Origin of the sequence: Hoeflea algicola (genome assembly GCF_026619415.1) — a bacterium.
Taxonomy (GTDB): domain Bacteria; phylum Pseudomonadota; class Alphaproteobacteria; order Rhizobiales; family Rhizobiaceae; genus Hoeflea; species Hoeflea algicola.
This window is the reverse complement of sequence record NZ_JAOVZR010000001.1, coordinates 430,611-454,468: the sequence shown is the minus strand read 5'-3', so window position 1 is coordinate 454,468 and position 23,858 is coordinate 430,611. Positions and strand designations below refer to the sequence as shown.

Below are 23,858 nucleotides of genomic sequence, written 5' to 3'. Positions count from 1 at the left end.
TCACGCCGCCGACGCAACGGGACCGAGATGCTCGGCGATGGCCCCATCAATGAGGCGGAGTTCCTCGGCAGTCAGCCGCAGGCTTCCGGCGCGCGCGTTTTCGGCCGCCTGTTCTGCATTTCGCGCCCCGCACAACGAGAAGGTAATGCCCGGTTGTGCCAGGGTCCAAGCGATAACGATCTCGCCCACATTGACGCCACGGGTTTGCGCCATCGGTTCGAGCAAAGCAGTGAAATCGGACACCCGCTGCAGGTTATCCGGCGAAAACCGCGGATTGGTGCGGCGCAAATCGTCGCCTCCAAACACCCGATCCGAATTGATGCGGCCGGTGAGCAGGCCAAGCGCAAGGCTGGAATAGCTAATCACCGAGACACCCTCGTCGAGGCAAGTCGGCAGCAGGGTCTTTTCCAGGCCCCGGTCGAGCATATTGTAGGCTTCCTGGACGCAATCGACGGGGCCGGCTGCGAGATAGGCCGCCAGATCCTGTGGATCCGCGTTGCTGATACCGATCGCCCTGGTTTTGCCCTCGGCCTTGAGCGCGAGAAGCGCTTCCATCGTTTCGGCGATTGGTGTCGTGGGATCTTGCCAATGGGTTATGAAGACATCAACGTGATCGGTCCCCAGCCGTTTAAGGCTGGCCTCAAGCTCATCGCGCACCGAGCGTGCGCCAAGATAGCGATGGATCATCTTGCCATCCTGCTCAACAAACGGACGGCCTTCATCCGTGTCCCAGACCAGGCCACATTTGGTCACCAGCACGACTTCGTCACGTCGCCCGGCGATTGCGCGGCCGACGATCTCTTCGGCGCGGCCCAGCCCGTAGGCCGGTGCGGTATCGATCAGGGTGATGCCGGCGTCCAACGAGGCGCGGATTGCGGCGATCGAAGCGGCGTCATCGCCACCGCCCCACATCCATCCACCCATGGCCCAGGTGCCCAGTCCGACTGCGGTTGCGGATATGCCGCTGGTCCCGATTTCACGCTTCATTTGCATCATTCTTGCCTTTCATCATTTCCACGACAGCCGTCGCCGTGCGCTCGTCGGTAATCACGCTGCTGGCCAGACCTCCCCTGAGCACGGCGGCTATGGGCGATACTTTCTTGGTTCCCGAAGCGATTGCGATCCGATGTGGAATGCTCGCCAGTTCCTCGAGTGTCAGGGCCACCAGCCTGCGGTTGGTGGGGTGATCACAAAGCTCTCCGGTTTCGGTCACCAGATGAGCGAGCACTTCTCCTGTCGGACGGGCAAGCTGCAACGCTTCACGGCCGATGGCGTCGGTAAGTGAAAGATAGGTGGAATCTTCTTCCTCGACCGAGCCGATGCCGAAGACCGCGATGTCCGCTTTCTTGGCCATGTCGAGAACCGACCGGTTGGCCTCTGCGCGGATCAACGCGGCGCGCTCTTCCTCGCTGGCAGCAAACAGCGGCGCGTAGAGTTGGTAGGCAACGCCGCCGAGCTTTTCGGCCAACTCCACCGCGACATGGTTGACGTCGGTGCGGAACCGGCCCTGCACGCCCCCCGTCGCCGGAATCACCCGGACATCATATTTCCGTTTCGGAGCAATGGCCTCAATGAGAGCACAGAGGCCTTCGCCGCCGGAAACAGCAATGGTCATGCCGTCCGACAATTGGTCAAGCAGCGCCGTCGCCGCCGCCTCGGCGACGGCCTTGAGCACGATGGCCGGGTCGCTCGATGGCGCGTGGACGGCCACCGCGGAATCGAGATTGCCCAATTGCTTGAGACGCGTCTTGAGTTCCGCCTCCATGCCGAACGGCGCGTGCAGTTTGATCTCCACCAACCCGCGCTCGTGCCCCTCGCGGATCATGCGATTGATGGTGGCCGGCGAAATGCCCATGTGCTTGGCAATGTCAGCCTGCGAGCGGTGCTCTTGGTAGAACAACACCAGCACCTGATAGATACGCCGCAGCCGTTCACTGTCGCTGTAGAGCGGAGCTGCCATTTTCTAGCCTCTCGACTTGCGGCTGTTGAGCATGTGGTCGGCTGTGACAGCGACCAGCAGAATGCCGCCGCGGATGATGTCCTGCCAGTACACGGGCACGTCGAGAAGGATCAGTGAGGATGTAACCAGCGACAGCAGTCCAGCGCCGAGCACCGCACCGGCAATGGTGCCGGAACCACCGTTGAGGCTGGCGCCGCCGATCACCGCCGCGGCGATCACGCTGAGTTCCATGCCGACCCCGAATTGCGGTGTCGCCGCACCGAACCGGGCCATGTAGACAACGCCGGCCACCCCGGCCAATGTGCTGCATATGGTGGCGCAGATGACCTTGGTGCGGTTGGTGTTGATACCCGAGAACCGGGCGGCCTTTTCATTGCTGCCGGTGTAATAGACCCGCCGGAACAAGGTCGACCGCCGAAGCAGCACATCGAACAAAGCGATCAGCACGAAAAAGATGACGATCACGAAAGGCAGGCCCTTGATCGTGCCCTGGCCGATGAACTTGAAGGACGGCGGCAGCGAGAACAGCGACTGCGGCGTCCCCCGGGTGATCAACAGGCACAACCCGCGCGCAATCACCATCACGGCCAGCGAAACGATGAAGAAATGCAGGCCGATGCGGGTGACGATCTGCCCCATCAGAAAGCCAATGAAACCGCAGCAGGCGATGGCAATCAGGCTTGCTATCCACGGATCGATGCCAGCCAGAAACAACGCGCCGCCAATGACCATTGACAGGCAGACGACAGAGCCGACCGACAGGTCGATACCGCCGACAATCAGCAGGATCGTCATGCCGATCACCACGATTCCCTCGATCGAGAACGACAGCATGATTGCGCGCATGTTCGACCAGGTCAAAAAGTAAGGCGATGCAAAGCTCATCCCCACCGATATCAGGATGATGATGGCAAGCAGGCCAAATTCGCGGACCCGGATCAGACGCTGGAGAGGGTGAAGGGCTTGGCTGCTCATAGGGGCATACTCGGATTTTCGTGTGAATTTACAGGCGCGCCGGTCGGCTGTTCGCTCAGGCCGGACGCCAAATGCATGATGTTTTCCTCGGTCATGCGCTCGCCGCTGACCTCGCCGGCAACTCGACCTTCATGCAGAACGACGATGCGGTCGCTGACGCCGATGAGTTCGGGCATCTCCGAAGAGATCATCACAATGGCGCTGCCCTGATCGGCAAGCGACCTGAGGATGGCGTAGATTTGCGACTTGGCGCCAATGTCAACGCCACGGGTGGGTTCATCCACGAACAGGACCTTCGGCTCCACCGCCAGCAGCTTCGCCAGCGCGACCTTCTGCTGATTGCCGCCCGAAAGCGTTCCGACGGGTTGGTGGACATCGGCGCACCTGATACCCAACCGGTCGCGCATCACCTCGGCAAGGGCTGTTTCGGCAGGCCCATTGACGGCCAACCGGCCGGCCACCCGGCGCAGATCGAGGGCGGAAATATTCTGTGCGATCGACAGATCGAGAAAGATGCCGCTGCCCTTGCGATCCTCGCTCAGATAGACAATTCCCTGGCGAATCGACGCACGATAATCTTCCTGGGAGATCTCCGAGCCCTGATAGCAAATCCGGCCGGAACTGCGCCTGGTGAGGCCGCAGATCGACTGCGCCGTTTCTGTACGGCCCGAGCCGATCAAGCCTCCAAGCCCGAGGATTTCCCCGGGACGAATTTCCAGGCTGACATCGCGAACACAATCGTCGTCGGACAAACCTTCGACCGTCAGTACCGATGCGGCGGGAGAACCCTGCCTGCGTGGCGGGTACAAATCCAGCAGCGCGCGGCCGACCATTTTCGCCGCCACCTCTTCAGGATCGGTGTTCGCGGTCACCAGCGTGTCGACATATCCGCCATCGCGAAACACGGTAATCCGGTCGGACAGGGCAAAAATCTCGGCCATGCGATGGCTGATGTAAATGATGGCGATGCCTTTGGACTTCAACTTCGAGATTATCCGAAACAGCGATCGGGATTCGGTTTCGGTCAGAGCTGCGGTCGGTTCGTCGAAGATCAGCACATCGCACTTGAGCGTCAGCGCCTTGGCTATTTCGACGATCTGCTGGCTGGCGATCGGCAGGTTGCCAACCTTGGCGTCGGCTGGCACCGGATGCAATTCGGACAATGCAGCTTCCGCGCGCTGCTTCAGATCCGCAGGCCTCATCCAGACCGCGTGGCTGGCATTGGTTTCGGCCATGAAGATGTTTTCGGCCACCGACATATCCGGGCACAGGGCGATTTCCTGATGCACAAGCCCGATGCCCAACGCCTGGGCGACCGCCGGGCTGGCAATCTGCCGGGTCTTCCCCTTGAGCACGATTTCACCTGCGTCCGGTTGCAGCACGCCGCCCAAGATGTTCATCAGCGTCGATTTACCAGCGCCGTTCTCCCCCATCAGGGCGTGAACTTCACCGGCTTTGACGTCGAGACGCACGTCGTTGAGAGCGCGAACAAAGCCGAAGGACTTTGAAATATGGCTGACCGTGAGAACTGTGTCTGACATGGTGACCTCAACGGGCGCCGGACACCCGCGCGCATGAAAGGGCCGGCCGGACATTGCAGCCCGGCCGGGAAACAAATGCGTCGACGCTTACTCGTCGATTCCCTTGGTGCCGCGCCGCTTGAGATAGCTGTCCCAATAGAAGAAGTCAGCATTTTCGGCGGTGACCACGGCATAGCCATTGTCAATGAAGGGAATATTCATTGGGTTCTTGCCGGCGGCGACATCGCCGTTCATCGGATCGATCATTTCCGGATGAGCGGCAAGAAACAGGGTGATAAACCCGATATAGCCTTGCATGCCCTGGTTCGGATTGATCGAACCGAAAACTTCGCCAGCCTTGATCATGTCGAGAATCTTGGCATTGACGTCGGCGGTCATGACCTTGATCTTGCCACCCAGTTCAACGCTGGCCTGCGCAGCGCCGAGTGCCGAATTGGCTTCCGGCATGAACACGGCACCCAGATCCGGATGCGCCTGGGCCATCGACAGAAGAGCCTGGTAGGCCTTGTTCGGATCCTGGTTGGACGCTGCCCGCGCCACCAGTTTCATATCCGGATATTTCGCTTCCATCCGTCCGATGAACGCGGCGATGCGGCGGTCATGGTTGTCCTGGCCCGGATTTTCCAGCACCGCATATTCACCCTTGCCACCCATGGCTTCGGCAACTGCGTCGGCGGCGCCCTGCCCTTCAAGATCATTGTTGGAAGTGATGAAGGCCGTGCGGTTGGAATTGGGCGAGTCGGCGGCGAAAGTGACGATTGCCGTGCCCTGCTCGATTGCCCGGTTGATCGGTTCGATGAACGGGTCGGAGTTCATCGGATGAACCATAATGCCCTTTGGCTGGCGCGCCAGGATCTGGTCAAAGCTGGCGATCTGCTTGGTCACGTCATATTCCGGCGTGCCGGTATAGACCGTGTCGCAACCCATCTGCTTGGCCGCTTGCTTGAACATCTCGTAGACCGGGAACCAGTATTCCACACCCGAAACCATCACGTTCATCGCGTAAAGGTCACCCGGTGCGCAGCGGAACGGGCCGGGATCTTCGGCCTTGGCTGGCGCCAGACCGAACGAAAGACCCAACACCGCGGCCCCTGCCAGCAATTTCCCCAGATTCGTCATCATGTTGCACTCCTCCCAATTAAACCAACTGTCTGTCGGCTCTCGCCGATCACGACTGGAAGATATTTCAATCATTGATTTATCTTCCATCTTAGAAAATGGATTTCGCGCTGACTGTCAAGAGCTTTCTACGAGGCGGTCGAACAATTGGCGTATCTGCACACCGCTCGGCACCGAATCGAACTTCAGGGGATTAATGAAAGGCACGAGGAGTAGAAACGTTGCGTGACACTTAGCGAACGACTGATAATGGGGCCGATTGTGCAAACAGCAATAAGCGATAGGAACCACAGACAGGGTGTTCTCCGCCATCGCCAATGGTTCAGACTTGAGGTTCTGATTTAAGGCGAGTTTTGGTTTCGTCGTCGTATCGAAGGAACGAAGATGAAACTTGAATCTGCAAGTACCAAAAGCCTGCTGAGCAGGTGGTGAAAGACATTCGCGTAAAACACGGCGGCATTTTTCTGCGGACGACCAGATCAGGATCGTGTTGGAGGGCCTGCGCGGCGAAGACAGCATCGCTGAGCTTGGCCGCAAGGAAGGCGTCAAATTCTGGTGATTGCGGCGTCACATCCGCCGCTATTGAGATTGAGCCAAAGCCCCCCTTGCCGCACCCGGATTCCGCTGCGTGTCGGCGGCTCTTGCATCCTGACCGGGCAATCGGCATTGTCCAGCAATGACCGGGAGCAAGTTCATCATATGACACGGAAATTCAGTTTCATTGCCTCCGGCGCCCCGGATGCGCGGGCGGCGGCCAAGCATTTGGCGGCGCTTTACGGCAATACTCGCCAGGAGGACGCCGACGTGATCATCGCGCTCGGCGGCGACGGCTTCATGTTGCAGACCCTGCACGAGCAGATGAACTCCGGGCGGATGGTTTACGGGATGAATCGCGGCTCGGTCGGGTTCTTGATGAACACCTATGCGGATGCCGACCTTCCGGGACGCATCGACGCAGCGGTGGAAAACGTCATCCGGCCGCTGGAAATGGAAGCGACGGACGACGAGGGCGTCACCCATCGAGCGCTGGCGATCAACGAGGTTTCGCTGCTCAGGCAGAGCTATCAGGCCGCCAAGCTGCGGCTGTCGATCGACGGCCAGGTGCGGATGGAAGAATTGATCTGCGACGGCATCATGGTCGCGACGCCCGCCGGATCAACCGCCTACAATTTGTCGGCCCACGGGCCGATATTGCCGCTGGACGCGCAATTGCTGGCGTTGACCCCGGTGAGCCCGTTCCGGCCCCGACGCTGGCGCGGCGCGCTGCTGCCCAACAAGGTCACCGTCAGCATGGATGTGCTGGAACATGAGAAACGGCCGGTCAACGCGGTGGCCGACCATCAGGAAGTCAAATCCGTGGTTCGGGTTCAGGTTTCTGAATCACAGGATCAGACGGCCCGGATCCTCACCGATTCGAGCCATTCCTGGAATGATCGCATTCTCGCCGAACAGTTCCTGTACTGATCCTCGGCAAACCACAAAACGCTTTCGGAGCAACCACCAACCCTGAAGAGGTCATGCCGATGTCGCTTTGCACACCGAAGACCCTGCTGTTTCTGGCCGGACTGATCCCGGCACTGGCCAGCCCGAGCCTTGCCCAGGATATCGACGGCATTGCCGAAAGCTTGTCCGAACGGGTGTTGTTCGTCACCAGCGGCGGGGCGTGGATTGAAACCGCCAGCGCCGAACCGACGTCAACCGATGCGACCAGCGAAGACAGGGTAACAGAGCCGCAGGCGGAGACAGATGCGGACCCGGCGGAGGTTAGCTCCAACGCAGACGCTGCGGGAACCAACCCTGAGGCTGCGCCGCAGCGCGGCTATTACCGACTGGTGGCACTGCGTGGGCCCGACAACAGATCGCTGCTGCATCTGCAGCAAATAGCGCTGACCGCTGACGGGCCTGAGTTGATTCAGTCGATCGAGGTCGAGGAAATCAACACTCTGGGCGCCTATGTCACCGATATCCGTCCCGAGGATTCAACCGGCGCCGCCAGCCAGCCGGGCTTCGCCGCCTATATCTATCTGAAAACCGATCCGACCATGGTCGAGCCAGAGACCTGGACATTGTACGTCGATGAATTCGGTGACATCGTGGTGGAAAAATCGTCCAACTGACGCATGCGGTACTCAAACAGTTTGGTTTGAGCCCAAACTGCAGCCCCCAAATCAAAGCGCTGAGACAGCCGCTAAAAATCGACAAGGGAGCGCAGTTGGTATTAGCTGCTGGTTGAGGCGATACATACACTTTTCGGCTGAACTTCGCTCCCGCCCTTGCAAATACGCCAGGCGGCATAATTGCCCGCCCATCAAGGATGGTATCCGCGGGATCAAGGCCCCGGAAGGTATCCCGTGATTAGCGACATCTGAGAAACAAACCGACCGCCGACACAAGCGCGATGGCCGTCTCGATCTTTGTTTTGCAACAACCTGCCAGATACGTTAACACGCACGACACAGGAAACCATGGAACGCTTGGCGCCGCTTTCAACATGAAAACGAACTACGATACAGTCGTGATTGGTGGAGGCCCTGCCGGTTCGCAGTGCGTTTTGTGGCTAACGAAGCTCGGCCTGGATGCGTGCATGGTGGAGCCATCCGAAATTGGAGGCCTTCAAGCGCGTTCGCCCTACACGAATTCATGGCTGTCGGTGGTTCAGGCAACCACTTCCGCCAAACAGGTAGCACAAAACATTGCGGCGAACGTTTCGTCCCAAGGGTGCATTGTCCACCGGATTAACTGCGACAAAATCAATTATTCGGATCAATTCGGAGTTTTCACAGTTCACTCTGGGGATCAACGAATTGAAGCGAAGAATGTGGTTATCGCCACCGGTACAAAGGAACGTACCGGCGGACTCAAGCTGACAAACCAGGTATTGGGATTGGTCGGCGCATTTTCAATGGAATGCCTGGGTTTAAGAGTGGCGATAATTGGCGGAGGGGATGCATCCTGCGAAGCCTATCAATTGGCCAAGGAAAAGGCGGCCAAGGACGTCAAAATTTTCGCACGAAATGTGCGTGCGCGGAGTTCACTATGGGATGCGATACCGGTTGCAGACAAATACGTCGGGGTATACGCGGCCAGCGACAGCAAAATCGATCATCGAGGCGGCAGCTACGATTTTGACATCATATGCATTTGCTATGGGTGGGAGGCAGTGGTGCCAGAACTCGGCTTCAATATCGATACCAACGACATTGGTAGAATCGTCGTTGACAAATCCATGCAAACATCGCTCCCAGGACTTTATGCCATTGGCGACAACAACGACGCCTCATACCCTTGCGTGGCGACCGCAATATCTGACGGAGTTTGCGCCGCGAAATCAATAGAAAGATTCATGAATGAATATTTCTAATCAAGTACAAATAATTTATGTACCATACTGGGTACGACTAGTTGTTTTTTTACTAATGTTCTCTTCGATTTCCATTTGTGGATATCTGTTTTTTCGCGCATTGGCCGATGGTGACAAGCCTGACTGGATAGCCGCCGGCGCATATCTCTTGGGTGTCGTTTTTCCAATTCTGCTGCTCGTGATCGTCGTCGCCGGCGCCTCTTTCGGTGAACGCTCGATCGTCAAAAGAACGGAAAAGATGCTGGTCAAAACAATACCGTATCATCTTCAGTTTCTCCCGGAGGAAAAACGCACCTTCGTTGACTTCCGGCGGCATAAGAAATCACCGAAAACCAAAAGCGGCGAACTTGCAAAAATCCAGGTATTTCATTCACTCGGGCGCTGCTATGCCGACTACATCATCGACACTCCATTTGATGGCGCGACACTGAGACTCGAATTACGTGTGGAGATGAACGTAAAGAGAGCAAATATCAATGTTTGGTTCTCCTTGGACAAACTGAACGCTCTTATCGCCAAAGAAGGCCATGGGGGGGATGTCCGCGCTTTTCTGAGAGACAAGTTTCGCCACTCACTCGATATCGAAGAGCTGCAAGCCGCTGGAAACACTACAACTCCGGCAGAGAGTTCATCTACGATCGCCTACTCGTTCAACCGAGCATTCCTGACCCGGACGGTCGATGACGTCGAGTATCTGATTGTTGTTGCCACGACGAACCTTCCTGAAGACACGGTGTGGAACCCATCGGAGCGCGTCTTCTTTGCGCAAGACTTGATGTTCATGGTCCGCTCATTCATGCAGGAACGCCCCGAGATTTTTGAAACAAGGGAGCACCAGAATTCCTAGCGTACTTATAACGGGTGGAGCCAAGCGAATAGGTGCGGAACTTGCGCGCCGATTTGCGAAAGAAGGTTTCAAGGTCGCGATCCACTATAACTCTTCTTGCGAAGAGGCTGCTGCATTGGGCGCCAAATTGAATGCCACCGCAAAAATCTGCACGATACTCAAGGCCGATCTACGCAGCAGGGATGGAATTGGGGACCTTTTCAACAAAGCGAGAGATGCTGTTGGTGAAATTGACGTGTGCATCAACAATGCCGCAATGTTTGTAAATGACGATGTTTTTGACATCGACGACAAGCAATTTGACGACCATCTAAGTGTCAACGTCAAAGCTCCGGTCTATTTGAGCGCCCTCGTCGCTGCTCAGCCGGAAAAAGCGGATGACCGCCTTGTGATCAATCTACTTGATAACAAGGTGTTCGCGATCAACCCGGATTTTTTCACCTACACATTGAGTAAGTCCGCTTTGCTTACCGCTACCCATATGATGGCGATGCGGTTTGACGGATTCCCTCGAGTCTGCGGCATCGCTCCGAGCATAACTCTTATCAGCGGCAAACAAAGCGAAGAAAACTTTGACAAAAGCAGTCGACTAAATCCTCTGCACCGGAGGATCCTCCCCTCGGACATCGCGGACGCAGCCATTTTCATATGGAAAACCAAAACCTACAACAATCAAATAATAACAATAGATGGGGGACAGACAATGTGGAAACTACCCAGAGACGTCGCATTTTTGACAGAGAAAGCATAATTCGATGAGTGACTACAAGATCCTGATTGAAGACATTGAAATAGAAATGTACTTGGGCATTCACGATTTTGAAAAAAAACAACAGCAAAGAGTTTTACTCAATATCGACATAGATATATCCTCCCCCAGCCCGATGAAGGAGCATCTATTTGACTACGACAAAGTCGTTCACTTCATTCGCAAATTTAACGGCAGATCCATAGAAACACAGGAAGAATTAATTGAGACAGTATATAACTACATTATCGATTTGGGCGCAAAATCGGCAAAAGTATACTCTCGAAAGCCTGATGTATACAAGGATTGCAAGTCCGTAGGCGTCGTATACCAGGGTTGAATAGAGTTAAATTCGCGCCGTAGAACGCGTATCGCGCATATTTCTTGATCGGTTGGACCCCGACGTGCCGCCATCCGGAACAGGCTGAAACCACCAGTGTGGTATCGCTCAGTCGATGTCGTCGACGTCGGCAGCTCCACCGTAAACCCGCTGCGCCAGTGCCGCTTCCATGAACTGGTCAAGATCGCCGTCAAGCACGCCCTGCGGATTGGTGCTTTCGGTGCCGGTGCGCAGATCCTTGACCAGCTGGTAGGGCTGCAGCACGTAGGAGCGGATCTGGTGGCCCCAGCCGATTTCGGTCTTTGACGCCGCTTCTTCGCTGGCCGCCTCTTCGCGTTTCTTCAGCTCGGCCTCGTAGATCCGCGCCCTGAGCATATCCCAGGCCTTGGCACGGTTCTTGTGCTGCGAGCGTTCCTGCTGGCACTGCACGACGATGCCGGTCGGAATATGCGTGATACGGACCGCGGAATCGGTGGTGTTGACGTGCTGACCGCCAGCGCCAGACGCGCGGTAGGTGTCGATGCGGCAATCGCTTTCGTTGATGTCGACATCGATCGAATCGTCGATCACCGGATAGGTCCAGATGCTCGAGAACGAGGTATGGCGGCGCGCCTGGCTGTCATAGGGCGAGATCCGCACCAGACGGTGAACGCCGGATTCGGTCTTGAGCCAGCCATAGGCATTGTGGCCCTTGACCAGCAGCGTCGCCGATTTGATGCCGGCTTCTTCGCCATCGTGGATTTCCATCAGTTCCACCTTCATGCCACGGCGCTCGGCCCATCGGGTGTACATGCGCAAAAGCATGTTGGCCCAATCCTGGCTTTCGGTGCCGCCGGCGCCCGAGTGGACTTCCAGGTAGGTGTCGTTGCCGTCCGCCTCACCCGACAGCAGCGACTCGATCTGCTGCTTGGTGACTTCGGTGCGCAGTTCCTTGAGCGCTGATTCGGCCTCGGTGACGATGTCGCTGTCGCCCTCCTCCTCGCCCATCTCGATCAATTCGAGATTATCGGCAAGCTGGGTTTCAAGCCGCTTCAGGCCGTTGATGGAATCATCAAGCTGCTGACGCTCGCGCATCAGATTTTGCGCCTCCTGGGGATCATCCCAGATCGTCGGGTCTTCAGCCTTGGCGTTCAGCCATTCCAGACGTTTTTGAGCAGGATCCCAGTCAAAGATGCCTCCTCAGCAGGCTTACGGCCTGCTTGATTTCATCGACAACAGTCTGGGTTTCTGAGCGCATGGATCAATAATTCCGTCAGGTGATACAGTGTGGCGAACATGCCAAAGCGGGCGGAACATAAGGTCCACGCCTGGCGATGTAAAGCCGTCAGACGAAGCCTCGTGCCCGTTTATCTGACGGCCTCAGTAGAGCCCGCCGGAACCGGTAACAACAGCCTGGTTGGCCTGCGGTGAGATGTTGGTTATGGCTTCCCCGGTGGCGTAATCCTCAAGCCCGATCACCGAATAGACATCAGACGGGCCTGTGCCGGGCTTGAATGCTTCCATGATCACGCCGGGCTCTCCCGGATTGGCCTGCATGCCGGTCTTGCGGTTAATGGCAATCAGCTTCATGCCATCGGGAATGCGGAAATCGACCGGCCGTGTGCCTTCCAGCGCCGCGAGCATGAATTCATTGAACACGGGTGCCGCAAGGGCGCCGCCAGTTGAACCGCGGCCCATCGGCGTCGGGTTGTCGAAACCGATAAACACGCCGGTGACCAGGTCTGGTGTGTAGCCAACAAACCAGGCGTCCTTTTCGTCATTGGTGGTGCCGGTCTTGCCGGCCGTCGGACGGCCGAGATTGACCTTGCTGGCGGCAGTCCCGCGGGTAACCACACCCTCCATCATCGAGGTGATCTGATAGGATGTCATCGGATCGAGCACCTGCTCGCGGGTATCAACCACCTCGGGCTCGTCCTGCGACAGCCAGGCGGTGGCGACACAGGCATCGCAGCTGCGCTCTTCGTGCTTGAAGATAGTCTTGCCGTAGCGGTCCTGGATACGGTCGATCAGCGAGGGTTTTATCTGCTTGCCGCCATTGGCCAGTACCGAATAGGCCGACACCATGCGCATCACCGTGGTTTCGCCCGAGCCCAGCGACATCGCCAGCACCGGAAGCATCTTGTCATAGAGGCCAAAACGCTCTGCATATTCGGCGACCAGGCTCATGCCCATGTCCTTGGCAAGCCGCACCGTCATCAGGTTGCGCGACTTCTCGATACCCAGACGCAACGTCGACGGACCGGCGGAACCGCCGCCATAGTTTTTAGGCTTCCAGATTTCGCCGCCGGAGACGATTTCGATCGGCGCGTCGAGCACCACGGATGCCGGCGTATAACCATTGTCGAGCGCTGCCGCATAGATGAATGGCTTGAAAGCGGAGCCGGGCTGGCGTTCAGCCTGAGTGGCGCGGTTGAACTCGGACTGGGCATAGGAAAAGCCACCGACCATCGCCAGCACGCGGCCGGTATGGGGGTCCATGGCGACAAGCGCACCCTGGATCTTCGGCGGCTGGCGCAACCGCAGCCGGCTCTCGCCTTCCTTGTCATAGGCCTCGACATAGACCACGTCGCCGGGGTTGAGCACCTCGGCAGCGGACTTGACGTTGCGGCGCTTGTCGCCGGTGATGTTGAGCCGATAGGCCCATTTCATGTCTTCGGCGAGGATCGTACCGGTGTGCCGGTCGGTCTCGACTGCGCCGGATTCATCGCGGCCCGGACGCAGCCCGACATCGACCGTTTTGTCGGCTGCCGACAAAACCACTGCCAGCGTCCATTCGGGCACATCGCGCAGCGGATCAATGTCAGCGAGAAGCGCGCCCCAATCGCCCGACACATCAACGCGCTCGACCGGTCCGCGAAAACCACGGCGCTCGTCATAGGTGACAAGGCCATGCTGAAGCGCCTTGCGTGCCAGCGCCTGAAGCTTCGGATCGAGTGTGGTACGGACCGACAACCCGCCTTCGTAAAGCGCATCCTTGCCGTAACGGTCAATCATCTCGCGGCGCACTTCCTCGGCGAAGAATTCCGAGGCGAACAAATATGAACCGGTTTTACGCACCGAGACCCCGAGCGGCTGGTTCTTGGCAGAGCTTCCGTCGGCGGCGGTGACATAGCCATTTTCGACCATCCGGTCGATTACCCAATTGCGGCGCTCGATCGCGCGGTCGGGATGGCGGAATGGATGATAGTTGGACGGCGCCTTGGGCAAGGCGGCGAGGTAAGCGGTCTCGGCAATGGTCAGTTCGTTGACCGACTTGTTGAAATAGGTCAGCGCCGCGCCGGCGATCCCGTAGGCGTTCTGGCCAAAGAAAATTTCGTTGAGATAGAGTTCGAGAATCCGGTCCTTGGAATAGGCCTGCTCGATACGGAACGATAGAATCGCTTCCTTGACCTTGCGGTCGATGGTCTGGTCGGCCGACAGCAGGAAGTTCTTGGCAACCTGCTGGGTGATGGTCGAGGCGCCGACCGGCCTGCGGCCTGAGCCGAGGTTCTGGATGTTGACGACGATTGCACGCGCAAGACCAATCGGGTCTACGCCGGGATGAGAATAGAAATTCTTGTCTTCGGCAGACAGGAAGGCAGCCTTGACGCGGTCGGGAATGGCCTGGATCGGCAGGAACAGCCGCCGCTCACGGGCATATTCGGCCATCAACTCACCGGAAGCGGCATGAACCCGGGTGGTCACCGGCGGTTCGTAGCTGTTGAGCACTTCGTAGTCTGGCAAATCCTTGGAGACATCACCGATGTACCAAGCCACGCCGGCAGCCACGATCAGGAACATCACTGCCCCGATCCCAAAGAAATATCCAATCAGTCGTATCATCAGTCAGCTACCGTTTTCTATTCTTGTTGAGCCGCCGGACAGGCGCCGGCAAAGACCATCTTTCCGCCGACCGGTTAGCCCGGACAATGTGCGGAAAATAGGGCCTAAATTCGTATTCGGCGAGACCATGCCATTTGCCGCGACCGTCGTTGCCAATCTATCACACCGCGTGCGCACCGCCGAGAACCATATGGCGAACCCCGTCAATGTCGTCCCGCCAAGATGGTTTGCCGGTACTTGTGGACCGATTGAGCCAGCAGCCGCGCGGTGTTTTTCCGCCAGGTTTCGTCGGTGAGAAGCTTCTCGTCTTCCGAGTTTGAGAGATAGCCCAATTCAACCAGCACCGAGGGGACATCGGGGGCCTGCAACACCTTGAAACCGGCCTGGCGGTGCGGATTATTGATCAGCTTGACCTGACCTTCGAAGGAATGGATCACCTCCTGCGCAAGATCCGAGGAGAACACCCGCGTCTCGGTTCGCGCCAGATCCACCAGAATGGCTGCCACCGCCTCGGGCGCTTCATCAAGACTTGCACCACCAGCAAGGACGTCATCCCGGTTCTCCTGGTCGGCGAGCGACTGGGCCAGCACGTCGGAGGCCTTGTCGGACAGGGTGTAGACGGTTGCCCCGCGCAAGGACCGGACCCGGATCGAATCAGCGTGCAGTGAAATCAGCAGATCGGCCTTTTCCTCACGCGCCTTGCGCACACGCGCCGAAAGCGACAGGAACGTATCATCGGTGCGGGTCATGGCGACGCGGATGCCGTCTTCCTGCTCGAGCGCCCGCTTGAGCGCCTCGGCAAATGCCAGGCTGATGTTTTTTTCCATCGAACCGTCCGCGCCTTCGGCGCCGCCATCGATACCACCGTGACCAGGATCGATGACGATAGTCAGCGTGTCGCTGGCAGCGCTCGCATTGCGGTCTGCGGGCCCCTTGAGATCCGGCTCCAGCCAATCAGAATCGTCAACCTGTGCAGCGAAGGTTTGCGCGTCCACAGTAACGGCGTCGAACACCAGCCGATGAATGCTGCCACCGGCCTCCTCGCTGGTATCGGCGAGTTCAAACCTGGCTGGCGCGGCGAGACCGAACACCATTCGCGCCCTGCCCTCGCCGGATTTGCCGTAGCGAACTGCCGAGATCAACCCACGCGCGACCAGAGATTTGTTTTCAAAAGCAAAAACCGTCTCGGGAAGATCGATCACAACCCGATTTGGTTCAGCGAGATAGCGCAACTTGAAGTCTGACTCGCCTTCAAAATCCATCACCAGACGGACACGGTTCTCATCGCCAGCAATGCGCGCGTCGATCGCAACCAGCGGCTGCCTGTCGGCGGATTGAGGGTCGTCTCGGGCAAGGGCCGGGACACATGCAACGGTAACCAGCAGACAGCAAGTCCACAGACAACGCCGCCATCCCTGAACATCTGCACCCGTCATATGATTCTGCCTGTCATGCGCGATCGATCGCATTCACCCGCCCTGATCTCTGGCCACGCAGCCACGCCTCTTGCCGCATCTCGTCGTCGACCGACCAAACGTGGATCGACTCACCGTATTGACCCTGGTTATCTTCCCGCAATCTGGTTAACCAGCCGTTTACCATGTTCACCTCGGCCCGCTTTCTTACGCTGCGGTACACTTAGCCGGGACCGAGCACACCACTACCAAGGGGTGCAAGCATTTCAGCTTGCCAGATCGCACCTCACCCCATAGAAGCATGAAGTGGGAAAGTGTTCTGACGGGATAGAACTGTCACCCTTCCGGCCGCCGCCCGAATCGGGCTTACGGCGCCAGGAGTGCGGATCGTCCGTCGTCTAGAAGAATTCTTCCCCAGGGCAACCGGTAATTTTGTTCTCATGTCGAGAACCCATCCGGGGTGCTCGTGCAAGGCAATATGGCCCAAAATGCGGCGAAGTGCTTCAACTTTTATCCGCCTGCGGCCAGGACACATATTCAACCCGGCAGGCAAAGTAGCCTGCCACAACCTTCGCGGCGAACTTGCCGCACACCCCGACAGGGGTTCTTCATCGGTCCGCAAGGACTATACGCAAATGAATTTCCGGCCGGCTATCATGGTGCAACAGCGGATCTCCCCTAGTGTAAACAGGCCCCGGGCGTTAATCGCTCCGGCTTCTGCCTCTTTGCATGCCGCCCTTGACCGAGCATCGGAAAATCTTTCATCCGGCACCCGCCCCCCGTTCCTCCGCTGTACCTGTCATCAGGCCGGCGGATCAAACGCATCTGGGCGTGCCGAGGAGCTCATACTCAATGGCAGAAAAAATGCTTATCGACGCGTCCCATCCCGAGGAGACCCGCGTTGTTGTCGTCCGTGGAAGCCGCATAGAGGAATTCGACTTCGAATCGCAGCACAAGAAACAGCTGCGAGGCAATATCTACCTGGCCAAGGTGACCCGCGTTGAGCCGTCGCTGCAGGCTGCGTTTGTCGATTACGGCGGCAATCGCCACGGCTTCCTGGCCTTCTCCGAAATCCACCCGGACTACTATCAGATCCCCCTCGCCGACCGGCAAGCGCTGCTTCAGGCAGAAGCCGAAGACGCTGCATCCGATCCAGATTTCGACAGCGCTGACGAGGCGGAGAGCGAAACCAGCAAACCCAAGGCCAAAGCAAAGTCACGCTCACGCTCGCGGTCGAAATCCAGCGACGCCAAGTCAGATGATGCTGACACAAGCGACGCCACGTCGAGCGATGCCGAAGAAGGCGACGAGACGGCAAAGACCGCGAAATCGCGCCCGCGCCGCAGCCGTCGCGGCAAGAAGACAGGCGACGAGGCAACGACAGACGCGGCTGACGACACAACAGCGGAAGCAGCTGAGCCGGCAGAGCAGCCCGCTACCAACGTGGAAGCGGACGCGGACGCAGCGAAAGCCCAGGACGACGGCGACGACAAGCCGACCGAAATGGCAGCTGAAGTGGAAGCCGATGAAATTTCCGAACCGGTGTCGCGCCGCAGGCGCAAGAAGGGCAGCGAAGACGACGACAATAATGGCGCCAGCGAAGATGATGCCGTCGAATCGGTAGGCTCCGAAGACGCGATGGAAGAAGTTCCGACGCGCTCGCAGCGCAAGCCGCGCAAGCAGTACCGTATCCAGGAAGTCATCAAGCGCCGGCAGATCCTGCTGGTTCAGGTGGTCAAGGAAGAACGCGGCAACAAGGGCGCAGCGCTGACGACCTATCTGTCGCTCGCCGGTCGCTATTCGGTGCTGATGCCAAATACCGCCCGTGGCGGCGGCATTTCCCGCAAGATCACCAACCTGCCCGACCGCAAGCGTCTCAAGGAGATCGCCCGCGAGCTCGAAGTACCGAAGGGCATGGGCGTGATCCTGCGCACCGCCGGGGCCAACCGCACCAAGGTCGAGGTCAAGCGCGACTTCGAATACCTGATGCGGCTGTGGGAGAACGTTCGCAACCTGACGCTTAAATCAACGGCGCCGAGCCTCGTCTATGAGGAAGGCAGCCTGATCAAGCGGTCGATCCGTGACCTTTACAACAAGGACATCTCGGAGATCGTCGTCTCCGGCGAGGAAGGCTACCGCGAAGCCAAAGACTTCATGAAAATGCTGATGCCGAGCCACGCCAAGGTGGTTCAGCCCTATAGCGACCTGCATCCGATTTTTGCGCGTTCAGGCATCGAAGCCCAGCTCGACCGGATGCTGCAGCCGCAGGTGACGCTGAAGTCCGGCGGTTACATCATCATCAACCAGACCGAAGCGCTGGTCGCGATTGACGTCAACTCGGGTCGTTCGACCCGCGAGCACTCGATTGAAGACACGGCGCTGCAGACCAATCTGGAAGCAGCAGAAGAAGTCGCCCGCCAGCTCAGGCTGCGCGATCTGGCCGGCCTGATCGTCATCGACTTCATCGACATGGAAGAAAACCGCAACAATCGGTCGGTTGAAAAGCGGATGAAGGATTGCCTGAAAAACGACCGCGCCCGCATCCAGGTCGGTCGGATCTCGCATTTCGGCCTTCTGGAAATGTCGCGCCAGCGGATCCGCGCATCGGTGCTGGAAAGCACCATGCAGATCTGCCCGACGTGTGGCGGCAACGGGCTTATCCGGTCGCAGTCGTCGGTGGCGCTGCATGTGCTGCGCGGCGTTGAAGAGTATCTGCTCAAGAACACCACGCACGACATCATCGTGCGCACCACCGCAGAAACCGCGCTTTACATGCTCAACCACAAGCGTGACACGATTGTCGATCTGGAGAACCGGTTCGGCGTATCGATCAGCTTCTCCGCCGACGACGCAGTGGGCACCAACCACTTCGCCATCGACCGCGGCGCGGCCGTGGAAACGCCGGTCAATATCGAGCACATCACTGTCAACTCGCCGGCCTATCCCGAAGATGATGATGATCCCGAAATCGTCGAAGATGAAGCCGAGGTCGATGAGAGCACCGAGGCAGAAGAGCCGAAGGCCGAGGCACAGGGCGATGATCACAGCGAGCGCGAAGACGGCTCGGGCCGCAAGCGTCGTCGGCGCCGGCGGCGCGGTGGACGCAAGTCCGAGGGTGAAAACGGCAATGGCGACGAAAACGCAGCCTCGTCCGCGGATACTGCGGGCGACGCCGGTGACAAGGATGAAGATAACGACAACGACGATGCTTCGGGCGATGATGACGCTTCGGCTGATGCAGCCGAGAGCGATGAGCACCGCCGGGGCAAGCGCCGCCGGCGTGGCAAGCGTGGCGGACGCCGCAATCGCGAAGACGAGGCAACGACAGGTGAAAACGGCGATGAAGCGGTAGCCGCAGAGCAGTCCGAAGCTTCGACTGAGACCGACGCCACAGCAGACGCTGCTCCGGTAACGAAAGAAGCCGACGTCACCGAGCCTGCTGCAGAAACCGTACCCGAAAAGACGGAACCTGCGGCCAAGACTGAAGCGCAGCCGGAGGCTGAAGCCGAGGCGCCTGCCAAACCGGCGCGTCGCCGTCGCCGCACCAAGGCCCAGATCGCTGCCGACGAAGCTGCCAAGGCAGCAGAGGAAGCCGCGACCGAAAGCGATGAGGCAGCCGCCACCGAAACCCCGGACGTCTCCGGCGTGGTGATCGAGGAGCCGGCGGCAGAAGAAGCTCCTGCTCCGGCGGAAGTGGCAGCGGAAACGCCAGTTGAGAGCGAAACGGCTGCTGCCGAAGAAGACAGTCGCCGCGCCCGCACCGATCTTGCTGCCAGCGCCACGGCGCCGGTGGTGACGTCATCAAGCACACCGGACAAGGGCACGAAGCCCAAGAAGGCCGGCTGGTGGCAGAAGCGCGGTTTCTTCTAGAATTCGCTCAAATCAATACAGAAAACGGCCGCTTTCGAGCGGCCGTTTTTGTTTGTCAGTTCAAGATGTTGGCTTCAACACACAGATGCCGGTCAAGGGTTTGACTAACGGGCTCGGTTTTGGCGCGCGTCAACGCCGTCCCAGCCAACCTTCCAGGCGATCGAGCGCGGTCTTCATCTCGTCCTGGCTGCCGGCATAGGAAAATCGCATGTAGCGTGCGCCATCGACCGGGTCGAAGTCACGTCCCGGGGTCGCAGCGACATGGATGTCGGCCAGCATCTGATGCGCGAATGCCATCGAGATCATTGGTGTGACCAGAAGCATCGACCCATGCATAGAACGCGCCGTCCATGGGGGCTGCGAACGGCAATCCGAGTGCCGGCAAGCGTTCGGCCAGCAGCGTCCGGTTCTGCCGGTAACCGGCACACACCGCGTCCATCTCGGCAGTTCCCGTCAGCGCCGCTTCCGCGGCAATCTGGGAGAGCTCCGGCGGGCTGATGTAAAGGCTCTGGGCCAGACATTCCACCGGCCGCACCAGATCTTCGGGCAGAACCATCCAGCCGATCCGCCAGCCGGTCATGCAGAAATATTTCGAGAATGAATTGATGACGACCGCCCGGTCCGAGACCGACAGCGCTGTGGCCTCTTCACCGCTCCAGGTCAGGCCGTGATAGATCTCGTCGGATATGAAGGCAACGCCACGCTCGGCGCACCAGGCATCGAGTGTGGCGATGGCATCACGCCCGTGGACTGCGCCGGTTGGATTGGCCGGACTGGCGATCAGCACGCCGGCAACGCGGCCGCCGGCCTCGCGTTCCGCAGCCTCTATGGCCGCAGGCGTCAAGGCGTGCCCGGTCTCGGCACCGACCGCGATTTCCACTACCTGGAGGCCGAGCGCTGCAAGGATGTTGCGATAGGCGGGATAGCCCGGTCGGGTGATCGCCACCCGATCGCCAGGGCTAAACAATTGCAGGAAAGCCAGATTGAACCCGGCAGAAGAGCCTGTGGTAACTGCAACCCGTTGCGGATCAAGGTCGATGCCGTATCGGGTTTGGTAGTGGCTGGCGATAGCCTTGCGCAGGCTTTTCAGCCCAAGTGCGTCAGTATAACCCAAACGCCCAGCCTCGAGCGCTCTGGCCGCTGCCGCGCGCGCCGCGGTCGGAGCCGGATGCGCCGGCTGGCCCACCGCCATCGAGATCACATCGTTGCCGAGTGCCTTCAAACGGGTGGCTTCGGCGAGTATATCCATGGCATGGAACGGCTCTACCGATGATTTGCGCTGCAAATTCACTTTATCAACTCCGGGATGTTCGTTTCGTCGATCACGATTGGCCGCACAATTGCCCGATTGTCGTGGCCATCACAAGTGCGAGAGCAAGCCAGTCCAACCGTTTTGAGCAATTGCTTTTCCGGGCTTTGCCGCTACCTTTCATCTGAAGGACGAGGACATCAGCATCCATGAAGACCAACACAGCGTTGAATAGCGAGCGACCGGCCGCGACCATACGGTTCGGAAAAGGATACGCCGCACGGCTCTCGCGCTGCGTCATCACAGCAGCTCTGGCCTGTTCGTTCGCATTGCCGGCGCTGGCCCAGGGACGGGTGGCGGTGGTGCGCGATGCTGAAATCGAAACACTTCTCAAGGAATACGCCCAACCGGTGCTCAAGGCCGCAGGGTTAAAATCGAGCCGGGTGCAGATCGTGCTGGTCAATGATCCAAGCTTCAACGCCTTCGTTGATGGCCAACGGATTTTCGTCAATACAGGCGCGCTGGCCGCAGCCTCCGTCCCCAACGAAATCATCGGCGTGATCGCCCACGAGGCCGGACATTTGGCCGGTGGTCACCAGCAGCGCCTGCGTGAACAGATCGCCGCGGCGCGGACGATGGCCATCGTTGGCAGCCTGCTTGGCGCCGGCGCTATTGCCGCGGGCAGCATCTCGGGCAACTCGGGTGGTGCACAGGCAGGTGGCGCGCTGATTACCGCGGCGCCGGGTTTGGCCCAACGCAGCCTGCTCAGCTATCGGCGTTCTGAGGAAATGAACGCCGATCAGGCCGCTGGCCGTTACCTCAACGCCACCGGGCAATCGATGCGCGGGATGCTGACGACGTTCGAACGCTTCTCGCAGAGTCTTTCATTGTCGGGCGTGCAGGTCGACCAGTACCAGATCAGCCACCCGCTGCCACGCGACCGTATCGCGTTGCTGGAGGAACTGGCGCGCAAGAGCAAATATTTCGACGCTAAGGATCCGGCCGGACTGGTCGCCAGGCACAATCTGATGCGCGCCAAGATCGCCGCCTATAGTGGCGGCGCGCAAGCGGTTGCGCGGTTGTTTGCCAAGGATCGTGGTTCCCTGCCCGCACGCTATGGCGATGCGATTGCCACCGACCTGGCTGGCAATTCGACCGCAGCGTTGAAAAAGCTGGATGGATTGATCAAGGAACAGCCGAAAAACCCGTATTTTCACGAATTCCGAGGCGAAGTGCTGATCAAACTGCGCAGGAATGACGAAGCGGTCAAGGCACTGAGCACAGCGACCAAGCTGGATCGAAGCGGTTCCGCGCTGATCCGGGCGCGGCTCGGTTTTGCACTGGTCGCGTCGGGCAAGGCCGGTAACGTCAAACGCGCCATCGAGGAACTGAGGGCATCAATCCAGAGCGAGCCGGACAATTTCACCGCCTACAGGAACCTGTCGCAAGCCTATGGCCAGTCCGGAGATGTCGGCAACGCCGAACTGGTGCTGGCCGAAGGTAATTTTCGCGCCGGCAACACCCGTGACGCAAAGGTGTTTGCCGCCCGCGCACTGCAAAAGCTTGCCAAAGGATCGCCGGGCGCGGTTCGCGCCAATGACATCTTAACCATCGGAAAATAGAACTGCTTTCCAAGAAAGCGCTCCGCTAGAACTGACAAGAGGAAACCCGACATGGCATTTCGCAAACGCATCCCCCTGATGGCAGCGCTGCTGATTGGCACCGTTTCTGCCGTTCCGTTTCCGGCTGCTGCGTTCGACGATGCCGAAAAACAGGAAATCGGCGAAATCGTACGCGACTATCTGCTGGCCAATCCGGAAATCTTCGAAGAGGTGCAGCAGGCTCTGGCCCTGAAAAAGGAAGCCGAAAGCCGCAATATTGCGCAGGCGGCGATCACCGGCAACACCGACGCGATCTTCAACGCAGCCGAGGACATCTCGCTTGGCAACCCGAATGGCGACGTGACCGTGGTCGAATTCTTCGATTACAATTGCGGTTTCTGCAAGCGCGCCATGCAAGACATGGTCACCATCATCGAACAGGATGACAATGTCCGCTTCGTGCTCAAGGAATTCCCGATCCTGGGACCGGATTCAGTGGCAGCGCACCGGGTCAGCATGGCGTTTCGCAAGATTGCGCCTGAGCAATACGAGGCGTTTCACCTGAAACTGCTAGGCGGCGACGTGCGGGCAACTGAAGCCCAAGCGATTGATGTGGCGGCGGGTCTCGGGGTCGACGAGGCAACGCTGCGGGCCGGCATGGACGACCCGGAAATCGAGCAGTCGATCCGGCAATCGTACCAGCTCGCCGATGCGCTGGGCATTTCCGGCACACCGTCCTTCATCCTTGGCGACGAAGCGGTTTTCGGCGCCGTGGGCGCAGAGCCGTTGCTTGACAAGATCGCCAATCTGCGGTCCTGCAAAAGCACCGTCTGCTGATCAGAAACCTATCCTGCACAAGGCAATGCCCCGCAATCGCTTGTGGACAATCCGGAGGGCGGGTCAAAAGCCTTCCCCCGGCTTGGAGTCAAGGTGTATGACTGGGGCCGCGCGGCTCGACGCTGGCTGCAGGATCGGAACCATTTTCGCGGCCGCAGATCCCTTGGCGGGCT

The 23,858-nt window shown here is 58.8% G+C and carries 17 protein-coding genes and 2 pseudogenes; 10 read left to right on the top strand and 9 right to left on the bottom strand.

Annotated elements, in window-relative coordinates; all coding sequences use genetic code 11:
• The 5 genes from OEG84_RS02280 to OEG84_RS02260 all read right to left on the bottom strand — a co-directional run bounded on the left by OEG84_RS02280 (position 1) and on the right by OEG84_RS02260 (position 5,595).
• Positions 1-996: an aldo/keto reductase gene (locus OEG84_RS02280; protein WP_267652233.1), complete on the bottom strand. Its 996-nt coding sequence runs from the start codon at positions 994-996 to the stop codon at positions 1-3.
• Positions 977-1,960 (bottom strand): sugar-binding transcriptional regulator, encoded by a 984-nt coding sequence (locus OEG84_RS02275; protein WP_267652232.1) that lies wholly within the window; start codon positions 1,958-1,960, stop codon positions 977-979. The genes OEG84_RS02280 and OEG84_RS02275 overlap by 20 nt, the downstream gene beginning before the upstream one ends.
• Positions 1,961-1,963: 3 nt before the next feature.
• Positions 1,964-2,935 (bottom strand): ABC transporter permease, encoded by a 972-nt coding sequence (locus OEG84_RS02270; protein WP_267652231.1) that lies wholly within the window; start codon positions 2,933-2,935, stop codon positions 1,964-1,966.
• A complete protein-coding gene (locus OEG84_RS02265; protein ID WP_267652230.1) occupies positions 2,932-4,476 on the bottom strand; it encodes a sugar ABC transporter ATP-binding protein in 1,545 nt (514 codons plus the stop codon). The genes OEG84_RS02270 and OEG84_RS02265 overlap by 4 nt, the downstream gene beginning before the upstream one ends.
• 87 nt (positions 4,477-4,563) lie before the next feature.
• Positions 4,564-5,595 carry a substrate-binding domain-containing protein gene (locus OEG84_RS02260; RefSeq protein WP_267656060.1) on the bottom strand — a complete coding sequence of 344 codons (1,032 nt, stop codon included), beginning with the start codon at positions 5,593-5,595 and terminating at the stop codon, positions 4,564-4,566.
• Between the two features lie 395 nt (positions 5,596-5,990).
• Here OEG84_RS02260 and OEG84_RS02255 point away from each other — a divergent pair.
• From OEG84_RS02255 to OEG84_RS02225, 7 genes and pseudogenes are all read left to right on the top strand, one after another.
• A pseudogene (locus OEG84_RS02255) lies at positions 5,991-6,142 on the top strand (transposase); the annotation flags it as partial.
• Positions 6,143-6,294: 152 nt separating this feature from the next.
• Positions 6,295-7,059: an NAD kinase gene (locus OEG84_RS02250; protein ID WP_267652229.1), complete on the top strand. Its 765-nt coding sequence runs from the start codon at positions 6,295-6,297 to the stop codon at positions 7,057-7,059.
• 53 nt (positions 7,060-7,112) lie between these two features.
• Complete coding sequence (locus tag OEG84_RS02245) at positions 7,113-7,712, top strand: hypothetical protein (RefSeq protein WP_267652228.1); 600 nt, start codon at positions 7,113-7,115, stop codon at positions 7,710-7,712.
• Positions 7,713-7,993: 281 nt separating this feature from the next.
• On the top strand, positions 7,994-8,956 hold the full coding sequence (locus OEG84_RS02240; RefSeq protein ID WP_267652227.1) for an NAD(P)/FAD-dependent oxidoreductase: 963 nt from the start codon (positions 7,994-7,996) through the stop codon (positions 8,954-8,956).
• On the top strand, positions 8,943-9,803 hold the full coding sequence (locus OEG84_RS02235; protein ID WP_267652226.1) for a hypothetical protein: 861 nt from the start codon (positions 8,943-8,945) through the stop codon (positions 9,801-9,803). The genes OEG84_RS02240 and OEG84_RS02235 overlap by 14 nt, the downstream gene beginning before the upstream one ends.
• On the top strand, positions 9,775-10,554 hold the full coding sequence (locus OEG84_RS02230) for an SDR family NAD(P)-dependent oxidoreductase (RefSeq protein WP_267652225.1): 780 nt from the start codon (positions 9,775-9,777) through the stop codon (positions 10,552-10,554). Before OEG84_RS02235 ends, OEG84_RS02230 begins: the two co-directional genes overlap by 29 nt.
• A gap of 4 nt (positions 10,555-10,558) precedes the next feature.
• Positions 10,559-10,891 carry a dihydroneopterin aldolase gene (locus tag OEG84_RS02225; RefSeq protein ID WP_267652224.1) on the top strand — a complete coding sequence of 111 codons (333 nt, stop codon included), beginning with the start codon at positions 10,559-10,561 and terminating at the stop codon, positions 10,889-10,891.
• A 108-nt stretch (positions 10,892-10,999) separates the two neighbouring features.
• Here OEG84_RS02225 and prfB read toward each other — a convergent pair.
• The 3 genes from prfB to OEG84_RS02210 all read right to left on the bottom strand — a co-directional run bounded on the left by prfB (position 11,000) and on the right by OEG84_RS02210 (position 16,149).
• Positions 11,000-12,128 (bottom strand): peptide chain release factor 2 gene (gene prfB, locus OEG84_RS02220; RefSeq protein WP_267652223.1). Its coding sequence is split into 2 segments (ribosomal slippage): positions 11,000-12,058 and positions 12,060-12,128, totalling 1,128 coding nucleotides; the frame shifts between segments, so codons are not numbered across the junction.
• Positions 12,129-12,250: 122 nt separating this feature from the next.
• Entirely contained in the window at positions 12,251-14,713 is a 2,463-nt protein-coding gene (locus OEG84_RS02215) for a penicillin-binding protein 1A (RefSeq protein ID WP_267652222.1), read from the bottom strand.
• Positions 14,714-14,916: 203 nt separating this feature from the next.
• Positions 14,917-16,149: an N-acetylmuramoyl-L-alanine amidase gene (locus OEG84_RS02210; RefSeq protein ID WP_267652221.1), complete on the bottom strand. Its 1,233-nt coding sequence runs from the start codon at positions 16,147-16,149 to the stop codon at positions 14,917-14,919.
• A gap of 831 nt (positions 16,150-16,980) precedes the next feature.
• Here OEG84_RS02210 and OEG84_RS02205 point away from each other — a divergent pair.
• The gene (locus OEG84_RS02205) at positions 16,981-19,998 is read left to right on the top strand and encodes an Rne/Rng family ribonuclease (RefSeq protein WP_267652220.1); all 3,018 of its coding nucleotides are present in this window, start codon (positions 16,981-16,983) and stop codon (positions 19,996-19,998) included.
• Between the two features lie 129 nt (positions 19,999-20,127).
• On the opposite strand, the pseudogene OEG84_RS02200 reads toward OEG84_RS02205, so the two are convergent.
• Positions 20,128-21,247, bottom strand: a pseudogene (locus OEG84_RS02200) (pyridoxal phosphate-dependent aminotransferase).
• Between the two features lie 209 nt (positions 21,248-21,456).
• Here OEG84_RS02200 and OEG84_RS02195 point away from each other — a divergent pair.
• Positions 21,457-22,869 carry a M48 family metalloprotease gene (locus tag OEG84_RS02195; protein WP_267652219.1) on the top strand — a complete coding sequence of 471 codons (1,413 nt, stop codon included), beginning with the start codon at positions 21,457-21,459 and terminating at the stop codon, positions 22,867-22,869.
• Positions 22,870-22,920: 51 nt separating this feature from the next.
• Positions 22,921-23,685, top strand: coding sequence for a DsbA family protein (locus OEG84_RS02190; protein WP_267652218.1), 765 nt, complete (start codon positions 22,921-22,923; stop codon positions 23,683-23,685).
• The last annotated feature ends 173 nt before the right edge of the window (positions 23,686-23,858 follow it).

Coding starts and splice junctions, on each gene's coding strand:
- OEG84_RS02245 (WP_267652228.1), top strand. CDS start 7,113: ATGCCGATGTCGCTTTGCACACCGAAGACCCTGCTGTTTCTGGCCGGA.
- OEG84_RS02205 (WP_267652220.1), top strand. CDS start 16,981: ATGGCAGAAAAAATGCTTATCGACGCGTCCCATCCCGAGGAGACCCGC.
- OEG84_RS02225 (WP_267652224.1), top strand. CDS start 10,559: ATGAGTGACTACAAGATCCTGATTGAAGACATTGAAATAGAAATGTAC.
- OEG84_RS02235 (WP_267652226.1), top strand. CDS start 8,943: ATGAATATTTCTAATCAAGTACAAATAATTTATGTACCATACTGGGTA.
- OEG84_RS02195 (WP_267652219.1), top strand. CDS start 21,457: ATGAAGACCAACACAGCGTTGAATAGCGAGCGACCGGCCGCGACCATA.
- OEG84_RS02215 (WP_267652222.1), bottom strand. CDS start 14,713: ATGATACGACTGATTGGATATTTCTTTGGGATCGGGGCAGTGATGTTC.
- OEG84_RS02240 (WP_267652227.1), top strand. CDS start 7,994: ATGGCCGTCTCGATCTTTGTTTTGCAACAACCTGCCAGATACGTTAAC.
- OEG84_RS02250 (WP_267652229.1), top strand. CDS start 6,295: ATGACACGGAAATTCAGTTTCATTGCCTCCGGCGCCCCGGATGCGCGG.
- OEG84_RS02265 (WP_267652230.1), bottom strand. CDS start 4,476: ATGTCAGACACAGTTCTCACGGTCAGCCATATTTCAAAGTCCTTCGGC.
- OEG84_RS02280 (WP_267652233.1), bottom strand. CDS start 996: ATGATGCAAATGAAGCGTGAAATCGGGACCAGCGGCATATCCGCAACC.
- OEG84_RS02270 (WP_267652231.1), bottom strand. CDS start 2,935: ATGAGCAGCCAAGCCCTTCACCCTCTCCAGCGTCTGATCCGGGTCCGC.
- OEG84_RS02210 (WP_267652221.1), bottom strand. CDS start 16,149: ATGACGGGTGCAGATGTTCAGGGATGGCGGCGTTGTCTGTGGACTTGC.
- OEG84_RS02275 (WP_267652232.1), bottom strand. CDS start 1,960: ATGGCAGCTCCGCTCTACAGCGACAGTGAACGGCTGCGGCGTATCTAT.
- OEG84_RS02260 (WP_267656060.1), bottom strand. CDS start 5,595: ATGACGAATCTGGGGAAATTGCTGGCAGGGGCCGCGGTGTTGGGTCTT.
- OEG84_RS02190 (WP_267652218.1), top strand. CDS start 22,921: ATGGCATTTCGCAAACGCATCCCCCTGATGGCAGCGCTGCTGATTGGC.